This is a genomic window from Salinisphaera sp. T31B1 (assembly GCF_040361275.1).
Lineage (GTDB): Bacteria > Pseudomonadota > Gammaproteobacteria > Nevskiales > Salinisphaeraceae > Salinisphaera.
This window is the reverse complement of record NZ_APNH01000001.1, coordinates 30,374-56,541: the sequence shown is the minus strand read 5'-3', so window position 1 is coordinate 56,541 and position 26,168 is coordinate 30,374. Positions and strand designations below refer to the sequence as shown.

The 26,168-nt window shown below is 66.2% G+C and carries 26 protein-coding genes; 10 read left to right on the top strand and 16 right to left on the bottom strand.

Features of this window, described 5'->3' with window-relative positions; genetic code table 11:
• Position 1: 1 nt before the first annotated feature.
• Both T31B1_RS00270 and T31B1_RS00265 read right to left on the bottom strand, forming a co-directional pair.
• Positions 2-448 (bottom strand): DUF3429 domain-containing protein, encoded by a 447-nt coding sequence (locus T31B1_RS00270; protein WP_353247454.1) that lies wholly within the window; start codon positions 446-448, stop codon positions 2-4.
• 8 nt (positions 449-456) lie between these two features.
• Positions 457-1,314, bottom strand: a complete 858-nt coding sequence (locus tag T31B1_RS00265) for a uroporphyrinogen-III synthase (RefSeq protein ID WP_353247453.1) — start codon at positions 1,312-1,314, stop codon at positions 457-459.
• Between the two features lie 143 nt (positions 1,315-1,457).
• Between T31B1_RS00265 and T31B1_RS00260 the strand changes: the two genes are divergently transcribed.
• Both T31B1_RS00260 and T31B1_RS00255 read left to right on the top strand, forming a co-directional pair.
• Positions 1,458-1,829, top strand: coding sequence for a hypothetical protein (locus T31B1_RS00260; protein ID WP_353247452.1), 372 nt, complete (start codon positions 1,458-1,460; stop codon positions 1,827-1,829).
• A complete protein-coding gene (locus tag T31B1_RS00255; protein WP_353247451.1) occupies positions 1,826-2,272 on the top strand; it encodes a hypothetical protein in 447 nt (148 codons plus the stop codon). Before T31B1_RS00260 ends, T31B1_RS00255 begins: the two co-directional genes overlap by 4 nt.
• Before the next feature lie 12 nt (positions 2,273-2,284).
• Here T31B1_RS00255 and mprF read toward each other — a convergent pair whose 3' ends face one another.
• Complete coding sequence (gene mprF / locus T31B1_RS00250) at positions 2,285-4,891, bottom strand: bifunctional lysylphosphatidylglycerol flippase/synthetase MprF (RefSeq protein ID WP_353247450.1); 2,607 nt, start codon at positions 4,889-4,891, stop codon at positions 2,285-2,287.
• A 203-nt stretch (positions 4,892-5,094) separates the two neighbouring features.
• Here mprF and pyk point away from each other — a divergent pair, with 203 nt between their 5' ends.
• From pyk to T31B1_RS00235, 3 genes are all read left to right on the top strand, one after another.
• On the top strand, positions 5,095-6,516 hold the full coding sequence (gene pyk / locus T31B1_RS00245) for a pyruvate kinase (protein WP_353247449.1): 1,422 nt from the start codon (positions 5,095-5,097) through the stop codon (positions 6,514-6,516).
• Positions 6,517-6,624: 108 nt separating this feature from the next.
• On the top strand, positions 6,625-7,701 hold the full coding sequence (locus T31B1_RS00240) for a hypothetical protein (protein WP_353247448.1): 1,077 nt from the start codon (positions 6,625-6,627) through the stop codon (positions 7,699-7,701).
• Complete coding sequence (locus tag T31B1_RS00235) at positions 7,698-8,282, top strand: Maf family protein (protein WP_353247447.1); 585 nt, start codon at positions 7,698-7,700, stop codon at positions 8,280-8,282. The genes T31B1_RS00240 and T31B1_RS00235 overlap by 4 nt, the downstream gene beginning before the upstream one ends.
• Before the next feature lie 76 nt (positions 8,283-8,358).
• Here T31B1_RS00235 and msrA read toward each other — a convergent pair whose 3' ends face one another.
• From msrA to T31B1_RS00220, 3 genes are all read right to left on the bottom strand, one after another.
• Positions 8,359-9,051 (bottom strand): peptide-methionine (S)-S-oxide reductase MsrA, encoded by a 693-nt coding sequence (gene msrA / locus T31B1_RS00230; RefSeq protein ID WP_353247446.1) that lies wholly within the window; start codon positions 9,049-9,051, stop codon positions 8,359-8,361.
• A 45-nt stretch (positions 9,052-9,096) separates the two neighbouring features.
• Entirely contained in the window at positions 9,097-10,437 is a 1,341-nt protein-coding gene (locus tag T31B1_RS00225; RefSeq protein WP_353247445.1) for an MFS transporter, read from the bottom strand.
• A gap of 66 nt (positions 10,438-10,503) precedes the next feature.
• Positions 10,504-10,851, bottom strand: coding sequence for a gamma-glutamylcyclotransferase family protein (locus tag T31B1_RS00220; RefSeq protein WP_353247444.1), 348 nt, complete (start codon positions 10,849-10,851; stop codon positions 10,504-10,506).
• Positions 10,852-10,927: 76 nt separating this feature from the next.
• On the opposite strand from T31B1_RS00220, the gene T31B1_RS00215 reads away from it, so the two are divergent.
• Both T31B1_RS00215 and T31B1_RS00210 read left to right on the top strand, forming a co-directional pair.
• Complete coding sequence (locus tag T31B1_RS00215) at positions 10,928-11,611, top strand: NUDIX hydrolase (protein ID WP_353247443.1); 684 nt, start codon at positions 10,928-10,930, stop codon at positions 11,609-11,611.
• Positions 11,608-12,435: an MBL fold metallo-hydrolase gene (locus T31B1_RS00210; RefSeq protein WP_353247442.1), complete on the top strand. Its 828-nt coding sequence runs from the start codon at positions 11,608-11,610 to the stop codon at positions 12,433-12,435. The genes T31B1_RS00215 and T31B1_RS00210 overlap by 4 nt, the downstream gene beginning before the upstream one ends.
• A gap of 9 nt (positions 12,436-12,444) precedes the next feature.
• Here the strand turns inward: T31B1_RS00210 and T31B1_RS00205 are convergent, their stop codons facing one another.
• The 9 genes from T31B1_RS00205 to murB form a co-directional block, all read right to left on the bottom strand.
• Positions 12,445-12,993 (bottom strand): DUF924 family protein, encoded by a 549-nt coding sequence (locus T31B1_RS00205; RefSeq protein WP_353247441.1) that lies wholly within the window; start codon positions 12,991-12,993, stop codon positions 12,445-12,447.
• A gap of 6 nt (positions 12,994-12,999) precedes the next feature.
• Positions 13,000-13,788 carry a dienelactone hydrolase family protein gene (locus tag T31B1_RS00200; protein WP_353247440.1) on the bottom strand — a complete coding sequence of 263 codons (789 nt, stop codon included), beginning with the start codon at positions 13,786-13,788 and terminating at the stop codon, positions 13,000-13,002.
• 74 nt (positions 13,789-13,862) lie between these two features.
• Positions 13,863-15,476 (bottom strand): DHA2 family efflux MFS transporter permease subunit, encoded by a 1,614-nt coding sequence (locus T31B1_RS00195; protein WP_353247439.1) that lies wholly within the window; start codon positions 15,474-15,476, stop codon positions 13,863-13,865.
• Positions 15,473-16,648 (bottom strand): HlyD family secretion protein, encoded by a 1,176-nt coding sequence (locus tag T31B1_RS00190; RefSeq protein ID WP_353247438.1) that lies wholly within the window; start codon positions 16,646-16,648, stop codon positions 15,473-15,475. Before T31B1_RS00190 ends, T31B1_RS00195 begins: the two co-directional genes overlap by 4 nt.
• A complete protein-coding gene (locus T31B1_RS00185; protein ID WP_353247437.1) occupies positions 16,645-18,042 on the bottom strand; it encodes a TolC family protein in 1,398 nt (465 codons plus the stop codon). Before T31B1_RS00185 ends, T31B1_RS00190 begins: the two co-directional genes overlap by 4 nt.
• Positions 18,039-18,470, bottom strand: a complete 432-nt coding sequence (locus tag T31B1_RS00180; RefSeq protein WP_353247436.1) for a MarR family winged helix-turn-helix transcriptional regulator — start codon at positions 18,468-18,470, stop codon at positions 18,039-18,041. The genes T31B1_RS00185 and T31B1_RS00180 overlap by 4 nt, the downstream gene beginning before the upstream one ends.
• Before the next feature lie 193 nt (positions 18,471-18,663).
• Complete coding sequence (locus T31B1_RS00175) at positions 18,664-20,322, bottom strand: isovaleryl-CoA dehydrogenase (RefSeq protein WP_353248713.1); 1,659 nt, start codon at positions 20,320-20,322, stop codon at positions 18,664-18,666.
• Between the two features lie 199 nt (positions 20,323-20,521).
• On the bottom strand, positions 20,522-21,598 hold the full coding sequence (locus T31B1_RS00170; RefSeq protein WP_353247435.1) for a PstS family phosphate ABC transporter substrate-binding protein: 1,077 nt from the start codon (positions 21,596-21,598) through the stop codon (positions 20,522-20,524).
• A gap of 37 nt (positions 21,599-21,635) precedes the next feature.
• Entirely contained in the window at positions 21,636-22,649 is a 1,014-nt protein-coding gene (murB, locus tag T31B1_RS00165) for a UDP-N-acetylmuramate dehydrogenase (protein ID WP_353247434.1), read from the bottom strand.
• A 164-nt stretch (positions 22,650-22,813) separates the two neighbouring features.
• Here murB and T31B1_RS00160 point away from each other — a divergent pair, with 164 nt between their 5' ends.
• From T31B1_RS00160 to T31B1_RS00150, 3 genes are read left to right on the top strand one after another with little or no spacing between them, the layout of a single operon-like run.
• Positions 22,814-23,470: an HAD family hydrolase gene (locus tag T31B1_RS00160; RefSeq protein ID WP_353247433.1), complete on the top strand. Its 657-nt coding sequence runs from the start codon at positions 22,814-22,816 to the stop codon at positions 23,468-23,470.
• Positions 23,467-23,820 carry an EamA family transporter gene (locus T31B1_RS00155; protein ID WP_353247432.1) on the top strand — a complete coding sequence of 118 codons (354 nt, stop codon included), beginning with the start codon at positions 23,467-23,469 and terminating at the stop codon, positions 23,818-23,820. Before T31B1_RS00160 ends, T31B1_RS00155 begins: the two co-directional genes overlap by 4 nt.
• Complete coding sequence (locus T31B1_RS00150) at positions 23,810-24,220, top strand: DMT family transporter (protein WP_353247431.1); 411 nt, start codon at positions 23,810-23,812, stop codon at positions 24,218-24,220. Before T31B1_RS00155 ends, T31B1_RS00150 begins: the two co-directional genes overlap by 11 nt.
• A gap of 140 nt (positions 24,221-24,360) precedes the next feature.
• Here T31B1_RS00150 and T31B1_RS00145 read toward each other — a convergent pair whose 3' ends face one another.
• On the bottom strand, positions 24,361-26,166 hold the full coding sequence (locus tag T31B1_RS00145) for a pilus assembly protein TadG-related protein (RefSeq protein ID WP_353247430.1): 1,806 nt from the start codon (positions 26,164-26,166) through the stop codon (positions 24,361-24,363).
• Between the last annotated feature and the right edge of the window lie 2 nt (positions 26,167-26,168).

The following is a 26,168-nucleotide window of genomic DNA, read 5'->3' as shown; positions in this document are numbered from 1 at the left end:
CTCAGCCGCGAACCACGCGCCAGACGATCGCGATCACACAGGCGCTCACCCCGGCGGTCAGCAGCCGGCGCAGCTGCAAGAACGTGCGCGACTGCCAGCCGCGGCGCGCGCCGTACTCGTCGACCAGCCAGGCCAGCAACAGGGCGCCCAGCAACAGCAGGATGCGCCAAGGGTTGGCGGTCAGCAGCGCGGCCCAGGCGATCAACGCCGGGATCACCGGCCAGATCATGTCTGGCCAGCCGGCCTTGTTGCGCGACAGCAGCCGCCCCCACTGCACGCCGCCGATAAAACCCACGATCGTGGCCAGATAGGGCATGAGCCAGCGTAATGCGGTACCCGCATCGAGCGTGGAACCGGTATAGGCGTATGTGACGCCGGCCAGGAATGGCAGCAGCGCGGCCAGCCCGAGCAGGGCGGCGAGGGTCATCGGAGAACGATTCTGGGCCATGGATGAATTCATTGCAGGTGGGCGGAAGCCGGGCTGGCAAAGTGCGCAAGCAGCGCCCGAACCAGCGGTTTCATGAAATAGTTGTCGGTCGGCATGAGGGTGACGTGAATACCGGCCTCGCGCAGCCGCTCGGCCACGAGCGGCCCAACGGCCGCTACGCACAGCCGGTTCATGGCAGCCACGAGCGCGTGGTGCCGATCGTGGCGCGATGCCACCTTGAGCAGTCGTTTGACCTGGGGGGAACTGGTGAAGGCCACGGCATCGAGCTCTCCGGCGACCAAGCGCTCGACGAATGCCAGCACCTGAGGCTCCTCGGCCTCGTCGGCATACACATACGGCGCCACCGGCAGCGCGTGCGCGCCGCGCGCGGCGAGAAAATCCATCAGCGGACGATTGGGATCGGTGCCGTAGAGCTGTACGCCCATACGTCGGCCGGCTAGAGTCTCGCCGGCCAGCGCGTCGATCACACCGGCGGTGGTCGGTGTGGTTGCCGACAGATCCGAGCCCAGGCCATAGCCGCGCAACTCACGCCCGGGCTTGGGCCCGCGCGTGATGGCACGAGCGCCATCGAACCGTTCGATCAGCCGGGTGAGCCGTCGCGCGTCTTCACGGCCGGCCAGATCGGTGAGGCGGCGTACCCCTTCGCCGGTCAGCCAGATCATGTCGTCCAGGCCATGCGCAATGACGTCGTCGATCCAGGCGTTCACGCCGTCGGAATCCGGGCTGTCGCGGATATCCACCAACGGGCATCGGTATACGCGGGCACCGCGACGTTCGAGCATGTCGGCAAACAGATCGAGCTGACGGGATTCCGGTATGCCGATACGACGGCCCTGGAAAGACACACCCTGTGACGATTCGGCCATGACGGGACTACCCGGGTCGCGGTATAAAACGGGATACAGGTCAGTGTAACGATCGTCGTGGACGCTGTGTGTTTGCAGCGCATGCTGCACTGCGGCAAACTGTCATCGAACACTGTCAGGATCGACATATCCAAGGAGCGATCATGGCGCTGATACTCATATGCGGACTCTTTGCTGCGATGGCAGCCGTCGCGCTCTATCTGCTGTGGCGGGCCTATCAACGCCTCGAGGCACTGGAGGGCGAAATGGCCACGCTCGCCCATGACCTGGCGAACGCCAACGAAGAACTGGCCGGCGTACTCGCCGAGGTCAGCGGCAGCCGTATCCTCGTCGAGATCATCAACCCGATGACGCTGGCTCGGGCGCGTTCGCGCTGGGGCGGTGCGCTGGTCGGCGTGGCGCCTCGGCTGATTCGCCGACGTGTCTATGAAATCGTCGCCCGCGAGATGAAGCAACAGCTCGGTGATCAAGGCGTGGAAGCCCACCTCGATATTTTCCACCCGACCGGCTCATGATCATCACAGCCGGCGTATTCATCGCACTGCTGGCGGTCATCGTCACCGCACTGCGGCTGACCGCGGCCATCGATGCCGCCCGACGCAGGCTGCGAGTGCTGGTCGGCGGCTATGGCGACGCCGGATTGCTGGTCGAGGCGCGCCAGCGTCTGCGCAAACGCCAGCAGCGGGTCGAGACCGTGGTCGATACCGGGGCCACCGGTGTGCAGGCGGCCCACCGCTCGCTATCCGGTTTGTTCGGAGGCGACCGCAACCAGGGGGCTAAGGTCTACGACAGCATTCGCGGGGTCAATCGAAGCATCGGCCGGACGGTGTCCGGACTGTTCGCCCCGCGGCCGAAGAAGCACAGCGAAACGCTGGAGGAATGGCGGCGCCACCAACAGCCGAGCCCGCCCAGCAATGATCGCCGCGACGAGCGCTCGCGGCAGCCGCCGGATCGGTAGTCGCCGTGGTTCTCATCCGGGTGAGACGATACGTCGGTAGCCGCCAGCGATGAGGGCCGCGATATCGAGCTGGATGCGGGCGAGATTGGCCTGCGGCGGATAGGCCAGGTACATCGACTGCCATTCCGGATTCCATTTGTCCTTGAATGCACGCAGGCCCTTGTAGTTGTAAAGCCGGTTGCCGTGCTCGAAGGCCAGCCGTGCGATCTGTTCGGCCGTGTTCGCCCATGGGGTATCGCCGACGCCGGCCAACGGCGCCATGCCCAGTGAAAACCATTCATAGCCCTCAGCGGCGGCCTTCTGCATCAGACTCACGAATAGAAAATCCATCGTGCCGCCCGGCGCATCGATCGTATGGCGCATCAGATCGATGGAATATTCCTGTCGGTGACCGTAGCTGGGCAGAATCGATGCGAACGCCTTGAGCTCGCCGTGGGTGTCGTGCACGACAGCGACCGGCGCTCGCTGCAGATAGGCGGCGTCAAAACGTCCGAGCGAGAAACGCTTCTCGGCCGGCCGGTCGCCCAGCCAGTCGTCGGATACCCGCTGCAACGCGGTCAGCGTGGCTGTATCGAACGGCGGCTCGAGCAATTCGAACGTCAGGCCCAGCCGTGCGGCGCGATTGATTGCACCCCGCTTGTCCTGGTTGGCTTTGCCGGTCATGGAGAATTGCCGCAGGTCCACGCGCGCGATCTCGCCGAGCTTGAACAGCGAAAACCCACTGTCCAGATACAGCGACAGATGCGCCGGCTCGACCTGATAGAACACGGGCGTGCAGTGTGCGGCTTCGGCGAAGCGGCGGAATTCGGTCACCGCGCGCCGCAGCGCCTCCGGCTCGCCGACCGGGTCGCCCAGTGCCACGAGCCGATCTCGGACCGGCGCATAGCCGATCAGCGCCTGCTCGTCGGCGGTGTGAAACAAGGCCTTGTCGCCGATCATGAGCAGGTGGGAATACCCGTTCGAACCGTGGGCCTCCAGCCACTGGCCCAATCGATCCAGGCGGGCGGAGTCGGGCAGCTCGAACGCCGGGCGCGGCCAGCGCGGCCACGTCCAGACCACGAGCACGATCAGGCTGATCACGGCCACGAGCGCACCACGTGCAAAGCGCGCGTCGTGCTGGCCGAAAGCGAACGACAAGACAGCCCAGCCCTGGCCGCCATAGAGCGCCTGGCCGAGCAGCAGATAGATCAGCAGCGCAACGACCAGCGCAGCGGTCCATTGCCAGGCGCCGAGTTGTCGGCCCAGACTGCCCTGTTGATCGAACGCGCCGCGGGCGGCGAACAGCAACACGGCGATCGCGATGAGCAGCAGGCTCGTGCCCCAGTCCAACCCGCGCAGCAGCCCGGCGGCCGCGCCGGCCAACAGCAGCGCAATAGCCAGCCACAGTGCGCGCCGAAGGCGCAACGACAGCCCGCGCGCCGCGGCGATCAGCGTCAGACCCACCGCCACACTGGCCAGATGACTGGCCTCGACCGCGGCCAGCGGCACCCAGTCGCGCAGCACCCGGGTCCGCTCGATCAGGTTGGGAAAGGCCGCCCCGCCAAGCAGCACGATGCCGGCAAGACCAGTCAGACCGGCCAGCACACGGATGCCGAGCTCGCCGATGCGAGCCAGCGGCCACTGCAGCAGATCGACGACCGGGTGAGCACGGATCGTCGTGGCCAGACGGCTGCTGCGCAGCAGATCGAGGCCGAGCAGAATCGCCAGCAACAGCGGCACCAGATAGTAGCTGCAGCGAAACACCACGATGGCCGCGATGCTCTGGTTGGCGTCCGCGCCCTGGGCCACCAGCAGGCTGGCCAGGGCGATATCGAACACGCCCAGGCCGCCCGGTAGAAAACTCGCCACGCCGACCGCGGCGGCCAGAGCGAAGGCGCCAAGCACGACCGTCGGTGCGAGGCTGATGCCCACGGCCGCCAGGCAGGCCCAGAGCAGCAGCCCGGCCATCAGCCACTCGACCAGCGAGGCGCTCAGAAAGGCGGCGATATAGCGTGGCGACAAGCCTGGCAGCGCGGCCAGGCGGCCCCGCCGCAGGTATTTCGTGCCCGTTAGCAGCGCATACACCGGTAGGTAGCAGGCAACGGCCACGAGCACGAGCGTGATCAGCCATGCTGGCAGCGCGCCGACCTGGGTCAGGTCGGGGCGCACCACCAGTATCGCCAGGCACAGCGTCGCCAGACCGAGCGGGCCCGATAACGTGACCAGGCCGGCATAGCGCACCGCCTCGCGCGTATCCGTGCCGCCGCGAACCAGCATCAATACGCGCAGGCCCGAGCCGGTCACGCCGGACAGGCCTGCGATGTTGCTGATGCCCGACGCCACGAGCGCGGTACGCAGGCTGGCCGTGGCGCGCCGGCGCAGCCCGAGCACGGCCGAAGCCAGCATGTCGTAGCCGCTCATCGCCGCGACTGCGACCATGCCGCCCACGGCCAGACCGAGAAGCTGTACGGGCGGAACCGAAGCAAGCGCGCGCTGGATTTCGCGCAGGTCCACGTGGCGTGCATCGACGATCAGCACCGCGGCGACGATCGCCAGTAGTACCAGCGGCGCGGCACGGCGCAGCAAGCTCAAGGCTGCGTGAGAATCCGGGCGATCGGACGGTAGGGAATCCGAAGACATGGGCAAGTATCCGATGGGTGGGGCTGATGGTCGCGTGTTGAGGCGTGTCTAACCTAGCCGGGGTCGGGCCGCCTGTCACATCGACTATCGATCGCCCATGCTAGGGTTTGAGCGATTGGCGGCCCAACCGGGTCGTGCCCAAGGGCCGTGACCCGCCTGCCGAGCGAGTTTGAATCCATCAGCTAAAAGGCCACTGCGCGTCCATGAACAGAAAGACCAAGATCGTCGCCACTCTAGGCCCGGCGTCCGACTCGCCCGAGGTGCTCGCGCGGTTGTTCGAGGCCGGGGTGAATGTGGTCCGGATCAACTTCTCCCACGGCAGCGCCGACGATCATCGGGCACGGGTTGCACGCGTACGCGAGGCAGCCGCGGATCTGGGTCTGCCGGTGGCCGTGCTGGCCGATCTGCAAGGGCCCAAGATCCGAATCGAATCGTTCGTCGAGGGCAGCGTGGAGCTCGAGAACGGCCAGACCTTTACCCTCGATACCCAGCTGGCGGCCGATGCCGGAACCGTCGACCAGGTCGCGATTCACTATCCCCCGCTGCTCGAGGATGTCCGGGCTGGCAGTCACCTGTTGATCAACGACGGTGCGATTTCCTTGGCCGTGGATTCGGTCGACGACCATCGTATCGTGTGCACGGTAGAGGTCGGCGGCACGCTGTCCGGCCGCAAGGGCGTGAACCTGCGCGGCGGCGGGCTTTCGGCCGGCGGGCTGACCGACAAGGATGCCGAGGACATCCGTGTGGCCGCCGAACTCGAAGCCGACTATCTGGCGGTCTCGTTCGTGCGCGGCGCAGCCGACATGCACGCCGCCCGTCGCATGGTCCGCGAGGCCGGAGGCAAGGCGCGTCTGTGTGCCAAGATCGAACGCGCAGAGGCGATTGCTGCCCTCGACGAGATCATCGCCGCCTCCGATGCGGTCATGGTCGCCCGCGGTGATCTGGGGGTCGAGATCGGTGACCCCGAATTACCTGGGGTGCAAAAGCGCATCATAGCCCAGGCCCGCGAGATGAACCGGTTGGTGATCACGGCCACCCAGATGATGGAATCCATGATCGAGAATCCGACGCCGACCCGCGCCGAGGTACTGGACGTGGCCAATGCCACGCTCGACGGCACGGATGCGGTCATGCTCTCGGCCGAAACTGCGGTCGGACGCTATCCGGTACAGACGGTCGCCGCGATGAGCCGGATCTGTGTGGGCGCCGAGCGCGAGGCCACGGCCGACCGGCCGGCCAGCGGGCTGGCCGCGCATTTCGAGCGCACCGACGAGGCCATCGCCATGGCCACCATGTACACCGCGCGGCACATGCATGCCGACGCCATCATCGCGCTCACCGAATCGGGCACCACCGCGATGCTGATGTCGCGCCAGGACACGCATATCCCGATCTTCGCTCTGACCCAGTATCCGGTGACCGAGCGATATCTGGCATTGTGCCGTAACGTGTTCCCGGTCGCTTTCCGTCCGTCCGAACTCAACGGCGTAGTGCCGGTCGCCGAGGCTGTCGATTGCCTCAAGCGCCGCGGTGAGCTGGCCGCCGGCGACCGTGTACTGCTCACCAAGGGCGACTTCACCGGCCCGGGCGGCACCAACGCCATGAAGATCATCACGGTCGATTGACGCGCCCGGGCCTACCTGACCCCGGCGGGCTATCGTTTCGACCGGCCCGAAGCGGTCTCGAATAGAGCCGGATCGCGTATCGCAAGCGTTTAGGTCATTTAGATTGCCATGTTGTTTCAGGATGTTCTGACAATCCGGGCTGGCAGGAACGCGCGCAGCGCGCTGTCCGAATACGGCCTGTCGCCCGATCGTATCGGGGCGCTGGCCGGTGCCGCCGGCGGGCCGAAATGGCTGATCCTCGGGGCCCTGGATCGCTTTCTGTTCGGTGAGTGGCTGGCAGATGCCCGTCAGCCGATCGAGCTGCTCGGCTCGTCTATCGGGGCTTGGCGGTTCGCCGCTGCCTGCCACCCCAACGATCCGGTCGGCGCGATCGATGCGCTGGAGCGAGCCTATATCGGCCAGTGCTACAGCCGCCGCGCCGATCGAAACGAGATCAGCGGAACGGTCCGGCGCGTGTTCGATCGCTTTTTCAGCGACGATGTCCTGGAGGGCGTTCTCACCCATCCCCGCTATCGGCTGCACGTGGTCACCGTGCGTTCCCGCGCGCTCACGGCCAGCGAACACCGCGGCCTGTTGTCGGTGGGGTCGGCACTGGGCGCGCTGGCCAACGCCGGCTCGCGGCGTACGCTGCGCTGGTTCTTCGAGCGCGTGATCTTCTCGCGCCAGCGGGGCACGATTCGCTGGGCGGACGACGGGCTGGGTGCGCGGACGGTGGCATTGACGCCGGCGAACGGCCGCGACGCGGTCTATGCCAGCGGCAATATTCCGTTGATGATGCGCGGCGTCGTCGATCCAGGGGGCGCGCCGCCCGGCATCTATCGTGATGGCGGTATCACCGACTACCATCTCGATCAGCCGATCGTGAAACCGTCCAGCGCCGCGCCGATCGTGCTCATGCCGCATTTCGACGAACGGCTGGTGCCCGGCTGGTTCGACAAGAGCCTGCCCTGGCGCGGCCCGCGCCATGCCGACAATACCCTGCTGATTGGCCCGGGTCCCAAACTGCGTGAACGTCTGGTCGACGGGCGGGTCCCCGATCGCAAGGATTTCTACCGCTATGCCGAGGACGACGCGGGCCGGCTGGCGGCCTGGCGACAGGCCATCGACGCCGGCCGCTGGATGCGCGATGCGTTCGCCGAGTTCGCCGCCGTCGACGACCCCGTTCGATTCGTCAAGCCGCTATGACCCGTACCCGCGTGATCCTGGCCTCGGCCTCACCGCAACGCACCCGCCTGCTCGACCAACTGGGCGTGGCCCATACCGCCGTGCCGGCCGATATCGATGAAACACCGCGCGTGGATGAGCCCGCCCCGGCGCTGGCCGAACGGCTGGCGCGAACCAAGGCCGAGGCGTTGTCTGCGGCTTACCCGCAAGCGCTGATCATCGGTTCTGACACCGTGGTGGCCCACGGTGGATCGATATTCGGCAAGCCGGGCGATGCCGCCGAAGCCGGGGCGATGCTGACGCGGCTTTCGGCGGCGACACACGAGGTGTACAGCGGCGTGGCGGTGCTTTCCTGTGGCCGGTTGCATAGTCATATCCGGCGCAGTTCGGTGACCCTGCGGGCGCTGACCGATGCCGACATCGCAGCCTATATCGCCAGCGGTGAACCGTTTGGCAAGGCTGGCGCCTATGCCATTCAAGGCCGCGGCGCGTTGTTCGTGCAGCAGTTGGAGGGCAGTTACTCAGCCGTCATGGGGCTGCCGTTGTTCGAACTGGGCGAACTGCTGGCCGCCGTTGGCTTCGACCCGCTGGCCGCGAGCTAAATCGCATCCGACGGGCAGATACACGGCCTGGCGGTGACCGGCGCCGCCGGAGCCCGTGTCTGGCGGCGATGCGGACTCAGTCGGCGTGGCCGCCGGCCGCATCGCCCCAGCGTTTCTCCAGGATCGCGTCACGGCGACAGGATGCGCGATAGAACTTGTAGCGAAGCGGATTCTTCCGATAGTAGTTCTGGTGGTAATCCTCGGCGGCATAGAATGTGGTTGCCGGCACGATTTCGGTGACAATCGGGCTGGGCGCGTCGGGGTCGTTCTCTAGGGCGGTCTTCGATGCCTCGGCCGCTTTGGCCTGAGCGTCGTCGACGACGAATATCTTGCTGCGATAGGAATCGCCGCGGTCGCAGAACTGGCCGCCGTCGTCGGTCGGATCCACGTTGTGCCAGAACACGTCGAGCAGGGTGTCGTAGTCCGTTTCGGCTGTCTTGTAGACGATCTTGACCGCCTCTGAATGGCCGCTGGTCTCGGCGGTGACGTCGCCGTAGCTCGGGTCGTCCACGTGGCCGCCGGTATAGCCCGAGGTGGTCGAAACCACGCCCGGCACCGGGTCGAAGGCCGCCTCCATACACCAGAAACAACCGCCGGCGAAGATCGCGACCGCTTCGCCGTCTCCGGCATCGGATACGAACGGTTGCTGCGGACCGGCCGGTGCGGCCACGGCAGCCATGGCGGTCAGCGCAAGCATCAGCACCGCCAGTAGACGGCGGACCGGCTGTCGGCTGGCAACGGTGTGGGATAGAGCGTTCATGGTTTTCATGGCGTTATCCTAGTTCGGTCGGTACGCACAAACATCACGGATCGGTCACGCCCGCTCGAGTTCCGGCAGGCCGACGGCGAGCCCGGCTGCCAGCAGGCTCGGCAGGGTCAGCGCAGCCACTGCCACCCAGGCGCCGAGCGAGCCCAGTCCTGCGACCGCGCCGCCGCCGGCCAGCAGGATGATGCCGATGGTGGTGTTGGCGACCGCGGTGAGCTGAGCGCGGTTGTCTTCGTCTCCCAGGTCGGTGAGATAGGTCTTGCGGCCCAGGCGAACGCCGGCGTGCAGACCGGCCAGCAGAAAATAGCCGATGGCATAGGGCCAGACGCCGAACGCCGCACCCAGTTCGAACGCCGCGCAGACTGCGACCGCCAGATTCAGGATTGCGGCCAGAACGCCAGTGAGTATCAGTACGCTGCGGGCCGAGCGATCGGAAAAACGGCCCCATACCGGCGCTGAAACCAGCGACGCCAAGCCCGACAGCGCCAGCAGAACGGCGAGATTGCCAATAGCATTGCCGCCGCTGCTGCGTGCCAGTTCGGCGTAGTAGGGCGCGGCCAGCGCGGTGGCCACGAGCAGGCCGCGAACCGCGATGAAACGCGCAAACGCCGGTTCGCGGCGAACGAGTCCCAGACTGCGCCAGGCCGTTTTCAGGGCGTTGCCACCGCCCTCGGTTGCACCGGGCTGTTCGCGCAGGCTCGCGAATACGACCGCGGCGAACAGCCATGCGACGCCTGCAAACCCGAGTAGTAGCAATATCGGAGCAAGCGAACCGGTATCGACCGGCGAAAACCACAGCACCGCGCCGAGTGCCATGGCCACCCCACCGGCCGCACTGGCGGCATATCCGGACAGCGTGCCGCGTCGTGTCTTGGCAATGGTCTTGCCCTGGACATCCTTGTAGGACACCGAGCAGACGCCACGGCCCAGCGAAAACAGCGCGAGCAGAAGCAGGACCGCCGCGCCGGCCGCGACCGCCGGCAGTGCCAGCGCTGCGACGATCATCGCGATCACGCTCGTGCCCTGGATGGCGGCCCCGGCAACCCAGAACCCCTTGCGCCGTGGGCGGGCGCGCATCCAGCCGGCCACGGCCAATTGCGGTAGCAGCGCCAGCGACTCGCGGATCGGCACCAGCAGGCCGGTCATCCACACCGGGGCGCCGATAGCGCCCATCAGCCAGGGCAGCACCAGCTTCGGGCTGGCCACCAGATCGCCTGTCTTGTTGGCCAGCAGGGCGATCAGATGGATGAAGAAGTTTGTCGGCTGTTCGCGGCAGGCCGTAGCCGAGATATCGGTGCAAACGCGCGCATTCTCGTCGCCGGTCACCAGGTCATACAGATCGCGCACCGCGCTCTCGTCGGGGGTGGCGGATGGCCGTGCTGCGCTCATCGGCGCTCCTTGTCGATAGTGTTCGTTCAGCGGTCGGCCGAGCCTTTCCAAGGCATCAGTCGAGTTCTAGCGCCGACACCAGTCGCCGTGTCCGATCGTCGGCCAGCGCGGGTCGCGCCGCGCAATCCACAGATAGATCCAGGCGCTGCCGTGGTCGGTGGCGATATATCGACGCGTGTAGTGGATCGGGTAATCCTCGAGCACGTCGAGCGCGGCGAACGTCTCGTCGTCGACGTCGAACACATCGCCGGTGAGCGCGGTATCGCCTGTATCGAGCGCGGCCGGATAGGGCCCCGTATCCAGCAACGTGTAGGCCGGCGGCGTGATATACGCACCCCGATGCATCGCGGTTGCCAGGTAATGATGATTTCGTTCGCCGGGCCGCAGCGTGCCGTAGACGAAGACCCGGTTCACGGGATCGATCGCGGTCGTTCCATCGGGGTATGCTAGCCGACATGTCCGGCCTGACAACAGCGCGATGAGCACACCGGTGACAATTCGGGAAGCGGCCACGGTCGCGTTGCTGCGCGATCGCTGCGCACAACTGGAAGTTCTGCTGCTGAGACGCCATTCGGCGCATGTATTCGCAGCCAACGCCTATGTGTTCCCGGGCGGCGCCGTGGACCGTGCCGACGGCGATGCCGGCCTGGCGGCCCGTGTGGCCGGTGGGCTGGAGTACGCCGAGGCGTGTCTGGGCGATACCGGGGCGCCGACCGCCTACTGGACGGCCGCGATTCGGGAATGCTTCGAGGAGGCCGGCATGCTGATCGCCTGCGAGGCCGGGCATGTCGAGGCCGATCGTCATCGCCGGCTGCGCGATGCGCTCAACAACGGTGACATGCCCTGGGCGGCCGTCATCGACGCGCTGGATCTGACGTTTCATCTGGAGAGGCTGGTGTATTTCTCGCACTGGACGACCCCGGCGGGCGCGCCCAAGCGCTATTCGACCCGTTTTTTCGCAGCCCATGCGCCGGTTGGCCAACAGGCCTTGTGCGATGGTAGCGAGACCATTCAGGCTTGGTGGGCGCGTCCGGCCGATGCCCTAGCCGCCTGCGAACGCGGCGAGATTCATCTGATGACACCCACGCGCGCCACGCTGCGCCGGCTGGCCGGCTATGCCGATGCCTCGGCCGCACTGGACGGTCTCGCCGAGCGGATCACCGTACAGGCATGAGTGATTTGACCGGCCAACGGTGCGAATTGGCACCCGGCATCGTGCGGGTAACCGCGCCCAACCCCAGTCCCATGACGGGCCCGGGCACCAATAGCTACGTACTCGGCAGCGGGCCTTGTGTGATCGTCGACCCGGGGGTGGACGACGCCGATCATCTGGCCGCCTTGCGGGCGGCAGCGCCCGGCGTGATCGCCGCTATCGTCATCACTCATCGCCATCCCGATCATGTCGGTGGGGCGGCCCGGCTGGCTGAGAGCACCGGCGCGCCGATACGTGCCTTCGGCCATCACAATCACGGTGCCTACGATGCGCCGCTGATTGTGGACGAGCCGCTGAACGACGGCGACGCCATCGCCTTGGGTGGCATGACGCTCGATGTGCTGCATACGCCCGGCCATGCGGCCGATCATCTATGCCTTTATGCGCGTGAAGCCCGCTGGCTGTTCGCTGGCGATACGGTCATGGCCGACGTGACGGTGGTTATCCTGCCGCCCGACGGCTCGATGAGTGCGTATCTGGACAGCCTTGCCCGGCTGCGTGCGATGGACATCGATACCATTGCGCCGGCCCACGGCCATCTGCTGGACGATCCGGCAGCGGTGCTGGCACATATCGTGGGCCATCGACTGGACCGGGAAGACCAGGTCCGTCGCGCGCTCGCCCGCGGCCCCACCACGGCCCGCGCGATTGCCGCCGTTCTCTATCCGGATATCGACCCGCGGCTGGCCGGGATGGCGGCCACGCAGGTCGAAGCGCATCTGATCCGTCTGGCCGAGCACGGAGAGGCCGTGGCCGATGACCACGGCTGGCGTCGGACGGCCTGACTGGACCGGCTAGAACCCGGGCTTTCCGGCCAGGTATTCGTGTTCGGCGTCGGTAGTGCTGCGGCCGAGCGCGACGTTGCGCTGCGGATAGCGGCCAAAGCGTTCGAGCACCGCACGATGGTTACGCTCGTGGCCGAGCGGGATTTCCAGGCCCGGCTGTGAATACAAGCGCAGTGCCTGGTCGTGGATCGTCAGCGACTCACTGTGCATGAACGGCATATAGGCGAAATGGCGGTGGTCGGTGTCCAAGCAACGGTCGTGGCCATCTGCCACCAGCGTCTGAGCCAGAGCCAAGGCCAGTGGATCCTGGGCGAAGGCCTGTGCGGTTGCGCGATGGATATTGCGAGAGAACTGGTCCAGTACCACAATCTCGGCCACACGGCCGGTCGGCGTGTCCCGCCAGCGCCACAGTTCGCAGGCGGATGCCGCGGTCAGGGTAGGGCCGAAGGTTCGAGCGATCCGACGATCCAGCGCGGCATCGGCACGGAACCACTGGCGCCGCTCTAGAGACTCGAACCAGAACTCGAGCACGTCGCCGGGGCGGGCGAGGTCATTCATCGTTGGTCAGTCGGTAGGCGCAGCGCGCAGTGTGTCATCAAGAAAACCCTGGGTGGCCGCCCAGGCACGTCGTGCGGCGGTTTCGTCGTAGGCCACGCCTTCGATCCCATAGGCATCGGCAGCCGGGTTGGTGAATGCGTGCTCGGCATGACCGTACATGGTCAGACGCCAGTCGAGCCCCGGGCGGGCGTTCAGCGCCTGGGCAAAACGGCTGACATCGGCCAGCGGAACCATCGGATCCGCCGCACCGTGGAGTACCAGGATTGCGGCACCGGGCGTGTCGTCGTCGCCGGGCGGCGGCAGGTGGCCATGCAGGCTGACCACCGCGTCCAGGGGCGCGCCGCTATAGGCCAGCTCCAGCACGCTGGTGCCGCCGAAACAGAAACCGATCGCGCCCAGATGATCCGCATCGACCTGCGCACGGGCGGCCAGTACGTCGAGTGCGGCGCGCCCCAGGTTGCGCAGCTGGGGTTTGGCCGCCTGCGACCATCGAGCGGCCTCGTCGGGCTGGTCGGTGGTACGGCGATTGCCATACATGTCGGCAGCGAACGCGACATAGCCGGCCTCGGCGAGCTGGCGTGCACGCTGTTTGGCATAGTCGTTGAGCCCCCACCATTCGGGCACCACCAGCACGCCCGGCCGTGGGTCTTGACTGGCGTCGTCGTAGGCCAGATAGCCGATATGCGGCACGCCGTCGACGCTATAGTCCACCGCTTCGGTATGGATGGCCGCAGAGGCAGGCAGCGCCGAAGTCAGCGCGATAAGCACGAACAGGCAGAAAGCGAAGCGATACATGACATCGACGGTCGGCGCGAGTGATCGTTGGACGGTATCGCAAACGGCGGGGCCGGGCGAGCGCCCGGGCGCGTTTAGTGGCCGGCACCCGGCGGCGCCGAGGCCTCGCGGGTACTGCCGAGCAGCAGTATGACGGGTGTCAGACCGATGAAGATCACCCCCAGCAGCCAGAAGTCGTCCAGGTACGACATCAGCTGAGCCTGCTCGCCGACCAGTTGCGCGATGGCGGCCACCGCCTGATGACGCGCCGCATCCAGCCCGGCACCCATCTCGGTGAAATGCCGGGTCAGTGAATCGACCAGTGAGGCATACTGCGGATCGTAGGGGGTGACATGCTCGACCAGCACGCTCTGGTGATACTGGGCGCGCCGAGCCAGCCAGGTGGTGACCAGCGAGATGCCCACGCTGCCGCCGATATTGCGGGCCAGATTGACGAACGCCGAGATCTGATCGGTCTTGTCGGCGGGCACACCGATATAGGCCACGTTGGTCAGCGGGATGAACAGGAACGCGATCCCGAGCGTCTGGAAAATACGGGCCGTGACCAGCTGGTCGAAGGTCACGTCGGCGTTGAAGCCGGCGATATGGAACATCGACAAACCGACCGTGATCAGCCCGAAGGCCACCATCCAGCGGGCCTCGATCCGCCCCGACAGATAACCGACCACCGGCATCATCACGACAATGGCAAAGCCGCCGGGCGAGATCACCAGTCCGGCCAGGGTCGAGGTATAGCCGAGCACGGCCTGCACGAATTGCGGAATCAGCAGCGTCGAGCCCAGCAGGACGAAGCCGAGCATGAACATCAGCAGATTGGCGACCGCGAAATTGAAGTAGCGGAACAGCCTGAAATCCATGATCGGGTGCCGATGGAACAGTTCCCAGAGCACCAGCGCGCTCAGACAGGACACCGCGATCACGGCCATCGCCAGGATGAACGACGAATCGAACCAATCATTCTGCTGACCCTTGTCGAGCATGATCTGCAGACAGCCCAGGCCGAGTGCGAGCAGGGCGAAGCCGATATAGTCGATGGTGAAGCCATCGGCCATCTTGGCCCGGCGGGCTGCCTCGTAGGCCGCGGTGTCCTTGACCAGCGGGATGGCCAGCGCCAGCAGCACGATGCCCACCGGCACGTTGAGCAGAAAGATCCAATGCCAGGACGCGTGATCGGTGATATAGCCGCCCAGCGTCGGGCCGATGGCCGGAGCAAAGACCACCGCCACGCCGTATATCGCAAAGGCCATGCCGCGCTGGGCCGGCGGGAACGAATCGGCGAGGATCGCTTGCGAGACCGGCTGGAGACCGCCGCCGCCGGCTCCCTGGAGAATACGAAAGACGATCAGCCAGCCCAGCGAGGGCGCCAGCCCGCAGGCCAGCGAGGCGATCGAGAAGATCACGATCGAGATGATGAAAAACCGCTTACGGCCCAATACCTGTGAAAACCAGCCGGAAATCGGCAGGACGATGGCGTTGGAGACCAGATAGGAAGTCAGTACCCAGGTGGCCTCCTCCTGACTGGCCGACAGCGAGCCGGCGATATGTGACAGCGACACGTTGGCGATGGAGATATCGAGCACCTCCATGAACGCGGCCAGGCCGACCACCGCGGCGATCAGCCAGCGGTTGGCCGGATATTGCGGCGACGCGGCCATGTCAGCCGGCTGGGCCGGGCCGGTGGCGCTCACGGCCGGGCGTCGGCCGTCGCCGCAGTCTCGGTCGCCGGATGGGCCGCATGATCGATCGGCCGCGGCTGGGCGGCGACGTTGACGGTCGGCACCACCGACATGCCCGGCGTCAGGCCGATATCGTCGACGGCGGCCGGGTCATCGAACACGATCTTGACCGGCACGCGCTGGACGATCTTGACGAAGTTGCCGGTCGCGTTTTGCGGCGGCAGCAGCGAGAACGTCACCCCCGAGCCGGGCTGGATGGACTCGACGCGCCCGTGAAGTGTGCGGCCGGGGAAGGCGTCGACCTCGATATCAACCGGTTGACCGGGCCTCAGGCGGGCCAGCTGGGTCTCCTTGAAATTGGCCACCACCCACGGGTCGTCGGCAACGATCGCGAGCGCGGCCTGGCCGGCACTCATGTGACTGCCGACCAGCACTGATTTCTGCGCGACCTTGCCGGCCTGCGGGGCCCGTACCTCGGTGTACGACAGATTGAGCCGGGCGCGTTCGAGCTCGGCCTCGGCCTGGGCGACCCGCGCCTTGGCGGTCGAGGCCTGCGACTGCTTGAGCGCGATCTGGTCGGGTGCCGACTGCGCCTGAGCCAGCTGCGCCTGCGCCTGGCTGACGCGCGCCTGCGCCGATGTCGCCGTGGTGTTGGCCTGATCCAGCTGCTGGCGGGAGACCTCGCGCTTGGCATACAGCGACCGATAGCGTTTGGCATCGGCCGCGGCCCGGCTGGCCTCGGCGCGGGCGGTCTGCAGCCCGGCGCGGGCGGATTCGATATCGGCATCGCTGGTCTGGCGGGTCACCGACAGTTCGCGTTGGCTGGCGTTGTAGGACGCGCGCGCAGCCTGCAGGCTGGCTTCCGCGCTGGCCAGCGCGGCCTGATAGTCGGCAGGATCGAGCGTGAACAGCGCATCTCCGGCTTCGACGTGCTGATTGTCGCGCACGAACACGTCGATGGCCGTCCCGGTTACCCGTGGCGCGATCTGGACGATATCGGCTTGTACATAGGCGTCGTCGGTGCTGACCTGATTGCGGGTCAGCCACCAATAGAGGCCGGCGGCGAGCGCACAGACCAGCGCCACGAGGACCGCGATGATCGCGACCTTCCGGCCCTTGCCCGACGACGGCGCCGGCGCGGCCTGTGCGGTGTCCGTGGGTTCGGCGGTGCTGGTTTGGCTCATGGTGCGCTGGACTCGAGTCGGAACTGCTGGGCCGCGCCGAGAGCCGCGGCGAGATTGATACGGGCGCGCGTGTAGTCGGCCAGCGCAGCTACCTGGGTGTTGCGCGCGTCGGCCAGCGAAGCCTGCGCGTCGACCACCTCGATGTTGTCGGTCAGCCCGTTGGCGAACCGGTCGCGTGACAGGTTCAATTCGCGTTCGGCCAGACCGAGCGCCGCCTGGGCGGCATCGACCTGATCGGCCAGCGTGGTCAGCGTACGCCGGGCAAGGCGAACGTCCTGTTCGACCTGCTGGCGGGTATCTCGATACTGGATGCGCTGCTGAGCCAGGCGGCTGGCGGCACTGTCTATCCGGGCACCGATCGCGCCCCCGTCGAAGATGGGAATCTGAATCTGCGCGCCCACGGTGTAGGTGTCTTCGTCGTTTTCGCGATAGGTGTTGCCGGATTCGCCGTAGTCCGCCATGGCCGACAGGGTGGGCAGCCGCTGACCGCGAGCGGCGGCCAACAGCTTTTCGCGCTGGTGGATCTGCCGTGCGGCCAGGCGAATCTCCGGGCGCGCAGCCAGTGCGCGCCCGAGTGCGTCGGAGATATCGCCGTCGGCCACCGCGCGAAAGGCCAGACGGTCGGATAATGCCAGCGGGGCGTTGAGCGGCAGCCCGACCGTTCGCGCCAGCCGGATATCGGCCCGTGTCTGATCGGTTCGGGCCTGCGCCAGCCGTGCCCGCGCCCGCGCCTGACGGGTCTGGGCCCGGGTGACGTCGACTCCCGTGGCAATGCCGACGTTCTCCTGGTCGGTGGCCAGATCGGTCAGTGTCCTGGACAGATCGAGATCGGCCTGTGCGGCGGTGACCGACTCGCGCGCAGCCAGCGCCTGTACATAGTCGAGCGCGGCCTGGGTGGCGACCTGCTCACGGGCAACGGCGAGCTGGTCGTCCGCGATCTCCTCGCCGATCTTTGCGCCCTGGTACTGCTGCCACGCACTGTAGTCGAACAGGCTCTGGCGCAGCGTCGCGCGGGCATCGAAGCTGTTGTAGGTGACCACGCTGGGAAAGGCCAGCCCGCCGGCGGCGGCTGCGTTGCCGCTGCCCGACAACGCCGAACCGAAGTCGATGCCCTGGGCGGCAAGATTGGTCTGACGACGGGACTGGCTGACATCGGCCGACACATGCGGTAGGAACGCCGAGCGGGCTTCGGCCCGGCTGCCGGCGGCTTCGTCGCGCCGGGCATCGGCCAGCAATGTCTGTACATTGGTTGCCAACGCGCCGTCGATGGCCTGTTGCAACGACAGCGAATAGGCGCTGTCGGCGGTGACCGGCTGCGCCCGGCCCGGGCCCGCCGCGAAGACAAGCACTGCGCCGCATAACAGCGCGACGATCGGATGGCGGGGATGGATCATGATTCGATCACTCGCGTCAGCAGGTCCTTGAGCAGGACGCGTTCAGACTCGTTCAGCGCGGTCAGCAATTCTTCGGTCGAGGCCCGGGCCGCGGGACGGATGACCTCCAGCGCCGAGAGCCCGTCCGCAGTCAACACCACACGGTGGGCGCGTCGATCCGCCGGGTCGCGTTCGCGGGTCAGCCAGCCGCGCTGTTCCATGGCGTCGATGAGATAGGTCGTGGTGGTGCGGTCGACGCCGAGTAGTTCGGCGATATCGCTCTGGCGCAGGCCTGCATTGGCTTCCAGCGCCAGCAGCGCCGCGTACTCGCGGCCCGAGACCGACAGCTCGGCGGTATGTTTGTCGAACAGCGCCAGTTGACGCTGGTGCGACTTGGCCAATAGATAACCCAATCGGCAGCGTATCGACTCCGGCAGAAAAACCGCCATGCGCAGGACCCTCCATGGCCTGTATGGCGATTATTGTAATTAACAATAATCAGCAGTCAATACTATTTTTTTGACTGATCATGTTTGACAGATCCGCGGTCGGCCGATGGCCGCCCGCGAGTCCGACGCTGGCCCGTGGACTTCGAGCCAGCCTCCAGGACGCGCGTGCCTAATCGCGTGACGGCAGAGACGGTCACCCATCAGCCGGGAAGGCACGCTCGATCAGCGCCGGGTAATCCAGAGGCGCGGCGACCGTGCCATAGGCCAGGCCCCGGTCGCCGGTCAGGCGTGCGCTACAGAACGCTTCGCCGACCCAGGGCGTCTGGCCGGTGAGCAGAATGGCCGCCTGCAGCCCGCGCGCTATGGCTTCGGCAAGCCGCCGCGCAGCGACCGGATCGGTCGGCCGGTCGCGCAGCCGGGCGTCGAGCTCATCGCAGTGGCGATCGTAGGCCGGGTGCCGGCCGCGTGCGCGTTCAAGTTCGCTGGCCAGCGCATCCAGACTGTCTGGACTGCGCGCCAGCGCACGCAGCATGTCCAGGCACTGCACGTTGCCCGAGCCTTCCCAGATCGAATTGAGCGGCGACTGGCGGAACAGTCGGGCCAGCATCGATTCTTCCACATAGCCGGCGCCGCCCAGGCATTCCTGGGCCTCGTTCACCAGCGGTGGGGCCGCCTTGCAGATGAGGTACTTGCCCACTGGGGTGGCGACACGCGCCAGACGACGCTCATGATCTTGTGTCGACTCGAACGCATGAGCCAGGCGCATCGACAGCGCCATGGCCGCTTCGGATTCGAGCGCCATGTCGGCCAATACGTGCTGCATCAGCGGCGCATCGATCAGGTGCGTGCCGAAGGCCTTTCGATAACGGCAGTGATGAATCGCCTGGATCAATGCCTGGCGCATCAGCCCGGCCGAGCCGAGCATGCAGTCCAGGCGCGTCTGCGAGACCATTTCGATGATCGTGGCCACGCCGCGGCCGGGCTCGCCTACGCGGTAGGCCTCGGCTTCCACGAACTCGACCTCGGACGACGCGTTCGAGCGGTCTCCGAGCTTGTCCTTGAGCCGCTGAATGGCCAGCGTATTGCGCTGGCCGTCGCGCCGCCAGCGAGGCAGCAGGAAACAGGACAGCCCAAAATCGGCCTCCTGTGCAAGCACCAGAAACGCATCGCACATCGGGGCGGAGAAGAACCATTTGTGCCCGGTGACGTGGTGGACGCCGTCGCCGGCGGCGATCGCCTGCGTGGTGTTGCTGCGGACGTCCGAGCCGCCTTGTTTCTCGGTCATGCCCATGCCGATGGTCAGACCGCGTTTGTCTGCGGCCGGCCGGCTGCTCGGATCGTATTCGTTGGCGAGAATACCGGGCAGCCAGCGCGCGGCCAGATCCGGGGCATGACGCAGGGCCGGCACGGCTGCGTGCGTCATGGTGATCGGGCACATGGTGCCCGCTTCCATCTGGTTGTGTTGGTAGACCAGCGCCGAGCGCACCACCTGGGCGCCGGCGCGATCGGCGGTCCAGGTCAGCCCGTGCAGGCCGTGTTCCTTGGCCAGCTGCATGCTGCGGTGATAGGCCGGATGGAACTCGACCTCGTCGATCCGATGTCCATAGCGATCGAACGGCTTGAATTGCGGCGGGTTCTCGTTGGCCTCGAAGCCGATCTCGATCAGTTCATCACCGGCAATCGCGCCGTAGGCTCGCAGCCGATCGCTGCCCCATTCGCCGCCCTCGCGGGCCACGGCTTCGATCAGCGCAGGGTCGGTGGTGTAAGCGTTGTAACCGACCAGCGGCGGCGGCTGGTTGGTGACGTCGTGGGTGACGAGCCGGGTACGCGGGCGATAGGGGCTGGCAGTCATGGCGATCACGCGATCGGGGATCGATCGCCGCATTGTGCCGCAGCTCCGCGCACGAGCTAAAGGAAAAGCGCGATTACCGGAATCGCCGATGCCGCGCAAAAAAAAGCCGACCCTCGGGCCGGCCGTGACACGGGGCATACCCCCGAAGCCACTCGATACTGGTGCAGACGGTGCTCATGTCGACTGCCTGGGCAGCAGTCTAATCGCGCGCGTGGGCGCTTTCGAGTGAATCTTTTGTGACGGGTCTGCGTTGCTGCCATTGGTCGCGCATGGCAGCGAGCTGGTCGGCCGGCAAGGGAATCAGTCCGAGCGTCTTGAGCCAGCCGCGCGGGCTGGCCATGGGATCGGACAAGAACAGCTGCACGTATTCGTCCATGCCCGGCACCTTGCCGACGTGCGCGTTCTTGACATAGAAGAAAAGCGACCGTGAGATCGGATACCGCCCGGACGAGATCAGTTCACGCTCCGGCTCAACGCCATCGATACTCGCGGTCTGGATCTTGTCCCGATTCTCCTCGAGAAAGGAAAAGCCGAAAATACCCAGCGCCGTCGGATTCTGAGCCAGCTTCTGTACGATCAGATTGTCGTTCTCGCCGGAAGGCACGAACTTGCCATCCTGCCGGATGGTGGGCACCGCCTCCCCATAGCCGTCGATATGGGCCGCGCCGTAGCCGACGACCAGTTCGTCGAACGCGTCACGCGTTCCCGAGGAGGTCGGCGGGCCGTAGATGAGGATCTCGCGGTCGGGCAGCGAAGGGTCGATCTGGTTCCAGCGTTGGTAAGGATTGGCCACGAGTTTGCCGTCGACCGGTACCCTGGCCGCCACGGCCCGGGTCAGCTGTTCGCGCGTCAGTGCAAGCGGCGGGTTGCCGCGTTTTTCCCCGATCACGATGCCGTCGTAGCCGAACATGATCTGGGTGATGTCGGTCACGCCGTTGGCCTGGCACATGGCCAGTTCTGAGGGCTTCATCGTACGCGAGGCGTTAGTGATGTCCGGGCTGTTTTCAGCGACGCCTGCACAGAACAGCTTGAAGCCGCCTCCCGACCCCGTGGCCTCGACGACCGGCGTACGCAGGTCCGTGGTGGCGCCCAGCTCCTCGGCCACGTAGGCGGAAAACGGATACACGGTCGAGGAACCGACGATGCGCATCTGTTCGCGGGAATACGCCTGGGCGCTCGATCCGGCGTCGCGCGCCTCGCAGCCGGCCAAGCCGATTCCGACCAGGGCGATCAGGCTCAAAAGCGCGACATGCACCGTGCCGACGGACCGGCTCATGGGCGGCTCCGTGTCGACGCGTCGCTGCGAAGGCCGTTCATCGGACCGGCGCCGAGGCGGTCGGTGCCGCGGTATCGGTCGGCAGTCGGGTCACGGGGGCGAACTCGCCCACGAACGATATCTCCGGGGTCAACCAGTACCCGGTCTCGCGCTGCACCCGCTGCTGGACATGCATGATGAGTGCGCAGACATCGGCCGCACGGGCTGCGCCGTGGTTGACGATGATGTTCGCATGCCGGGGTGATATCTGGGCATCGCCACAGGCCAGGCCCTTGAGACCACATTCGTCAATCAAGCGGCCGGCACCGATGCCCTCGATCTTGCGGAAGATCGAGCCCGCGGAAGGCTCGCTATCCAGCGGCGGATGGCGTTCGGCCCGCCAGCGCAGATTTTCCTCCATGATTCGGGTCAGCGTCGCCGCCGGCGCGGGTTCCAGTTCGAACGTGGCGCTCAGCACGACATCGTCGCGAGCGTGCAGGACCGACTGGTCGTAGCCGAATTCGAAGTAGTCCACGTCCACGCGCCGGCGCTGGTTGTCTGCGGTCAGCAGCTCCGCGGACTCGAGCACTTCGCCGATGAACATGGTCCGTTCGCGTGCCGGGGCCGGGGACAGGAAATGCAGGTTCTGCCAGAGTGCGCCGCCGACGGTCGACGGAATGCCCACATAATGTTCCAGCCCCGACAGCCCCCGCGCCACCGCCGCGTCGATCAGGTCGGGATAGACCAGCACGCCGCTGTCAGCGGTGATACAGGTGCCGCGCGCGGTGATCGTCCGGGCCTGGTTGGCGATCACCAGCCCGGCAAAGCCGCGATCGCCGATCAGGATGTTGGCACCGCGGCCGAGCAGGAAATAATCGATATCGAGTTCGCGTGCGGCGCGCACGGCCGTGGCCAGCGCTTCGGCCGTGCGCGCCTCCACATATAATGCGGCCGGGCCGCCGATACGAAAACTCGTGCGCGCGGCCAAGGGCACGTCACGCTGCAGCGCTGCGCCCAGGCGGCGGGCCAGCGCACGCTGCTGGGCGAGGGTGGGCGTACGGGGTTTGCGCATCGGCGGTCGAGCTACTGCGTGGGCGATCGATTCGGGCGTAATACTCGGGGTGTGCGCGGGCGATTACAAGCATGCGGCATGGTGTCGAGCCACCGGCGATCGCTGCCGCGTTGTGACGGTTTGGCGTAAGCTGCGATCAGCCATGTTCGTCCGAGAGACCCGTTTTGCCTGAACCGCAGCGCATCGTCGTATTCGATCTCGACGTCACGCTCACCCGCTACGACACGTTCCTGCCGTTTGTGATCGGCTATCTGCGTTACCAGCGCAAGCGACGCAGCCTGTCGCTCTGGCGGCTGGCCTCGCTGCTCAAGTTCTGGCGCTGGGGCGATCGCACCTGGGTCAAGACGCAGGTGCTGCGTGCCTTCGTCGGCGGCCAGCCCAGAGCCCGGCTGGAGGCCTGGGCGGATCGATTCGTCGAGGAACTCATGGAAGATGCCATGCGCGAACAGGGCCTCGAGCAGTTGCGTCGGCATCAGAGCGACGGCGCACGCGTGATCCTGGCCTCGGCCAGCTTCGATATTTATGTCAAACGCCTCGGCGCGCGTCTGGGTATCGATGAGGTTCTGGCCACCCGCACCGCGTGGAGCGCGCGTGACCGGCTGGTGGGCATGGACGGCGAGAATTGCCGGGACGATGAAAAGCTGCGCCGTATCCAGGCCCTGGATGACGTGCCCGACAACGGCGTCGGGGTCACGGCCTATTCGGATTCGCATGCGGATCTGCCGCTGCTGTCGTGGGCGGAGAACGGGGTTGCGGTCTGTCCTTCCAAGCGGCTGTTTCATCAGGTCGGCGGGTTGGGAATCGAGGTCGCGCGCTGGTGAGTGCCTCGGCCGTGCTGCTGGCGGTGTCCGTGGTACTGGCCAGCGTGGCGCAGATCCTGCTCAAGCACGGCATGACCGCCGCCGCCGAACGTCCCGGCCACCCCTGGCTGCGACCCTTGCGCGAGCCGCTGGTGCTGCTCGGCATGAGCGTGCAGGTGGTTCTGACCTGTTTCTGGCTGGTCGTGCTGTCGCATATCGATGTCAGCCTGGCTTTTCCCGTGCTGGCGCTGAGCTATGTCGCAGTGCTCGTGTATTCCGGGCTGTTTCTGGGCGACGCGGTCGGGCTGCGCCGTTGGTGCGGGGTGTTGTTGATCGTGCTGGGCGTCGGCGTACTGGCTTATGGCGCTTGAACGCCGCTCGCTGATCAGCGTCGCGCTGCTGCTGGTGTCGGTGACGCTGATCGCCGCCGGCCAGTTGCTCATGCGCCGCGGCATGCTCGAATTCGGGCAGATCGACTCTTTCGCAGCGTTCGTCAATCTGGTGTGGAGCGGGCTGGCCGCGCCCTCGACCATCGCCTACGTCTGGGCCGGCATGATCGTCTACGCCGCCGCCGTGATGGTCTGGCTACAGGTGCTCTCGCGCATGGCACTGAGCCTGGCGTTCCCCATGATGAGCCTGAGCTATATCGCCGTGTATATCGGCGCTGCCTTCTGGCCGGCGCTGGACGAGCCGATTGGCCCGTATCGCCTCGCGGGCACCGGGCTGATCATGCTCGGTGTAGCGCTGGTGGCGCAGTCGCGTCAAGGATAGAAACGACGCCCGACGTCGCTCGGTAGAGTGCCGATCGGACAAATTCAGATCGGATCATCACCTTGCCGGTGGCGACGCTCAGCGGCGCTCATGCAGGTCGCGGCTGGCTTGCCGCGATGTTGCTGGAGCCATGGAAAACGTCAGCTGGTCGGCGCCGGGTTGTCGAAGCCGCAATCCTCGCGTGAGGTGCACACCAGTTCCGGCCTCGCCGCATCGATAGCCAACAGTTGCACATCGGCGTTCCCGAGGGACACACCGAGCGCATTGAGTACCGGGTCGAGCACCGGAGCGAGCGCGGCGGCAAGCGGACCTGAAAGCAGAGCATTTACCGGATCCAGAATTCTGCCGACAGGCAGGAGGTTGATGCCGACGATATCGACATCGAGATCGACATCGGAGAGCAAACCCTGGAGCAGAGACTGGGTATCGAGCACCGAACCCACCGCGAGCGGCGGTGTCGGCAAGTCGTTCTCGAGATCGCGGACTTCGAAAGTGCGGCGCCCTCCGTCGCGCAGTACCTGGGTATCCGCTCTGACGCCGACCAGTGCATTGGCGGGTATGGGCAGGAAAAGCAGGCTGAGGTCGTCGATCAAGCCAATCTGGGTCGCGCGAACATCCTGGTCGCCGTCGTTGTCGATATCGTCGAATTCGCCCGCGGTGGCTCTCAATGCCGAAGTGTCGGTGGAAATCTCGACGCGGTAGCTACGCCGGTCGGGTGTCGGGCATTCGATGGATTCGAGATGCGCGATCCCCGGTGCCGCCTGGACGATCAGCGGAAGATTGAGAAGCCGCAGGCTTAGGATGCCGATATTTATATCGAGTAACTTTATCTTCACGGCGACAGCCACCTGGGCGGATTTGGCCTCGGTGCGATAACCGCCGTCCGCGCGCCGCCCAGCCGGACCTTCGGCGATCTTGCCGGACTCGAGCAGCCGGACTTGAGCGCTCACGCTGGCAATGCCGGGCACGTTCAAAGCCAGCGGCAGATTGACGGCCGAGTCGCGCTGGGAGGCCGCCAGCTGTGCGGCCGCGTTGACGATCTGTCCGGCATTCAGCCTGAGATCTGTACCGACGTCGTCCGCGATATCGAGAATGCTCAGCAGGGATGCCGCATTTGCATCGGACGGAAACAGATCCGCCAGGCTGTCAACCAGTCCGGACACCTGATTGCTGACGGTGCCGCCGAGATTTTTCAGTGCCTCGTTCAGGCTGGTCTCTAGCAACTGCTGATGGGTCGCTACACCGGCATCTATGTCGAGCAGATCGGCGAGGCTGACGAAGACGTTCGCCAGATCGCCCTTCTGCGCGGCACCGATATCGATCGGCAGAAGCTGTGCCAGTAAAGGCGGATCGATGCCTGCCAGCGTCGTGCCGATACCGATCTGGGCTCTGGCATGGGCCGCTGCACCGGCCGTTGCGGCCAACTCGGTGGTGCCCGAGAAAAGCGAGAACAACGGTGTAAAGTTCTGAGTCAGCGTCAGCCGCACGGCGTCGGCTTTGGTGTTCGCGTTCTGAATCGGCTGGATGGTCCGCAGGCCGGTCGCTGAATCGCTGATCAGGCTGGCCTGTTCAAAGCGCGCTATGTCAGGGGCCGCGGACGGATCGAGCGCGTTGTAATTGTTGGCAACGCTGGCTTGGGCCGCGGCGCGCCCACTGTCGACATTCAGGTCCGTTCGGCAGCCGCTGACCTGTCGCGCCGCATCCAGCGCCGCAAGATTGGCGGCCGACTGCAGTTTCGCCTGGGCGGCATAGAGCCGGCCCGTGTCCACCACCAGCGCCAGCAACGCCACGGCCGCCACGATGAACGCGGCGGTCATGATCAGGATCGCGCCGCGTTGGCGCGAAGGTCGGGATGGCGAGCGGGCAGTCACGTCGAGCGGGCTTCGCAGTCGCTGGCCGGCGGGCGCGGCATGTGTCGGGGCTACTCGTAAGCTATCGGCGTTCATCG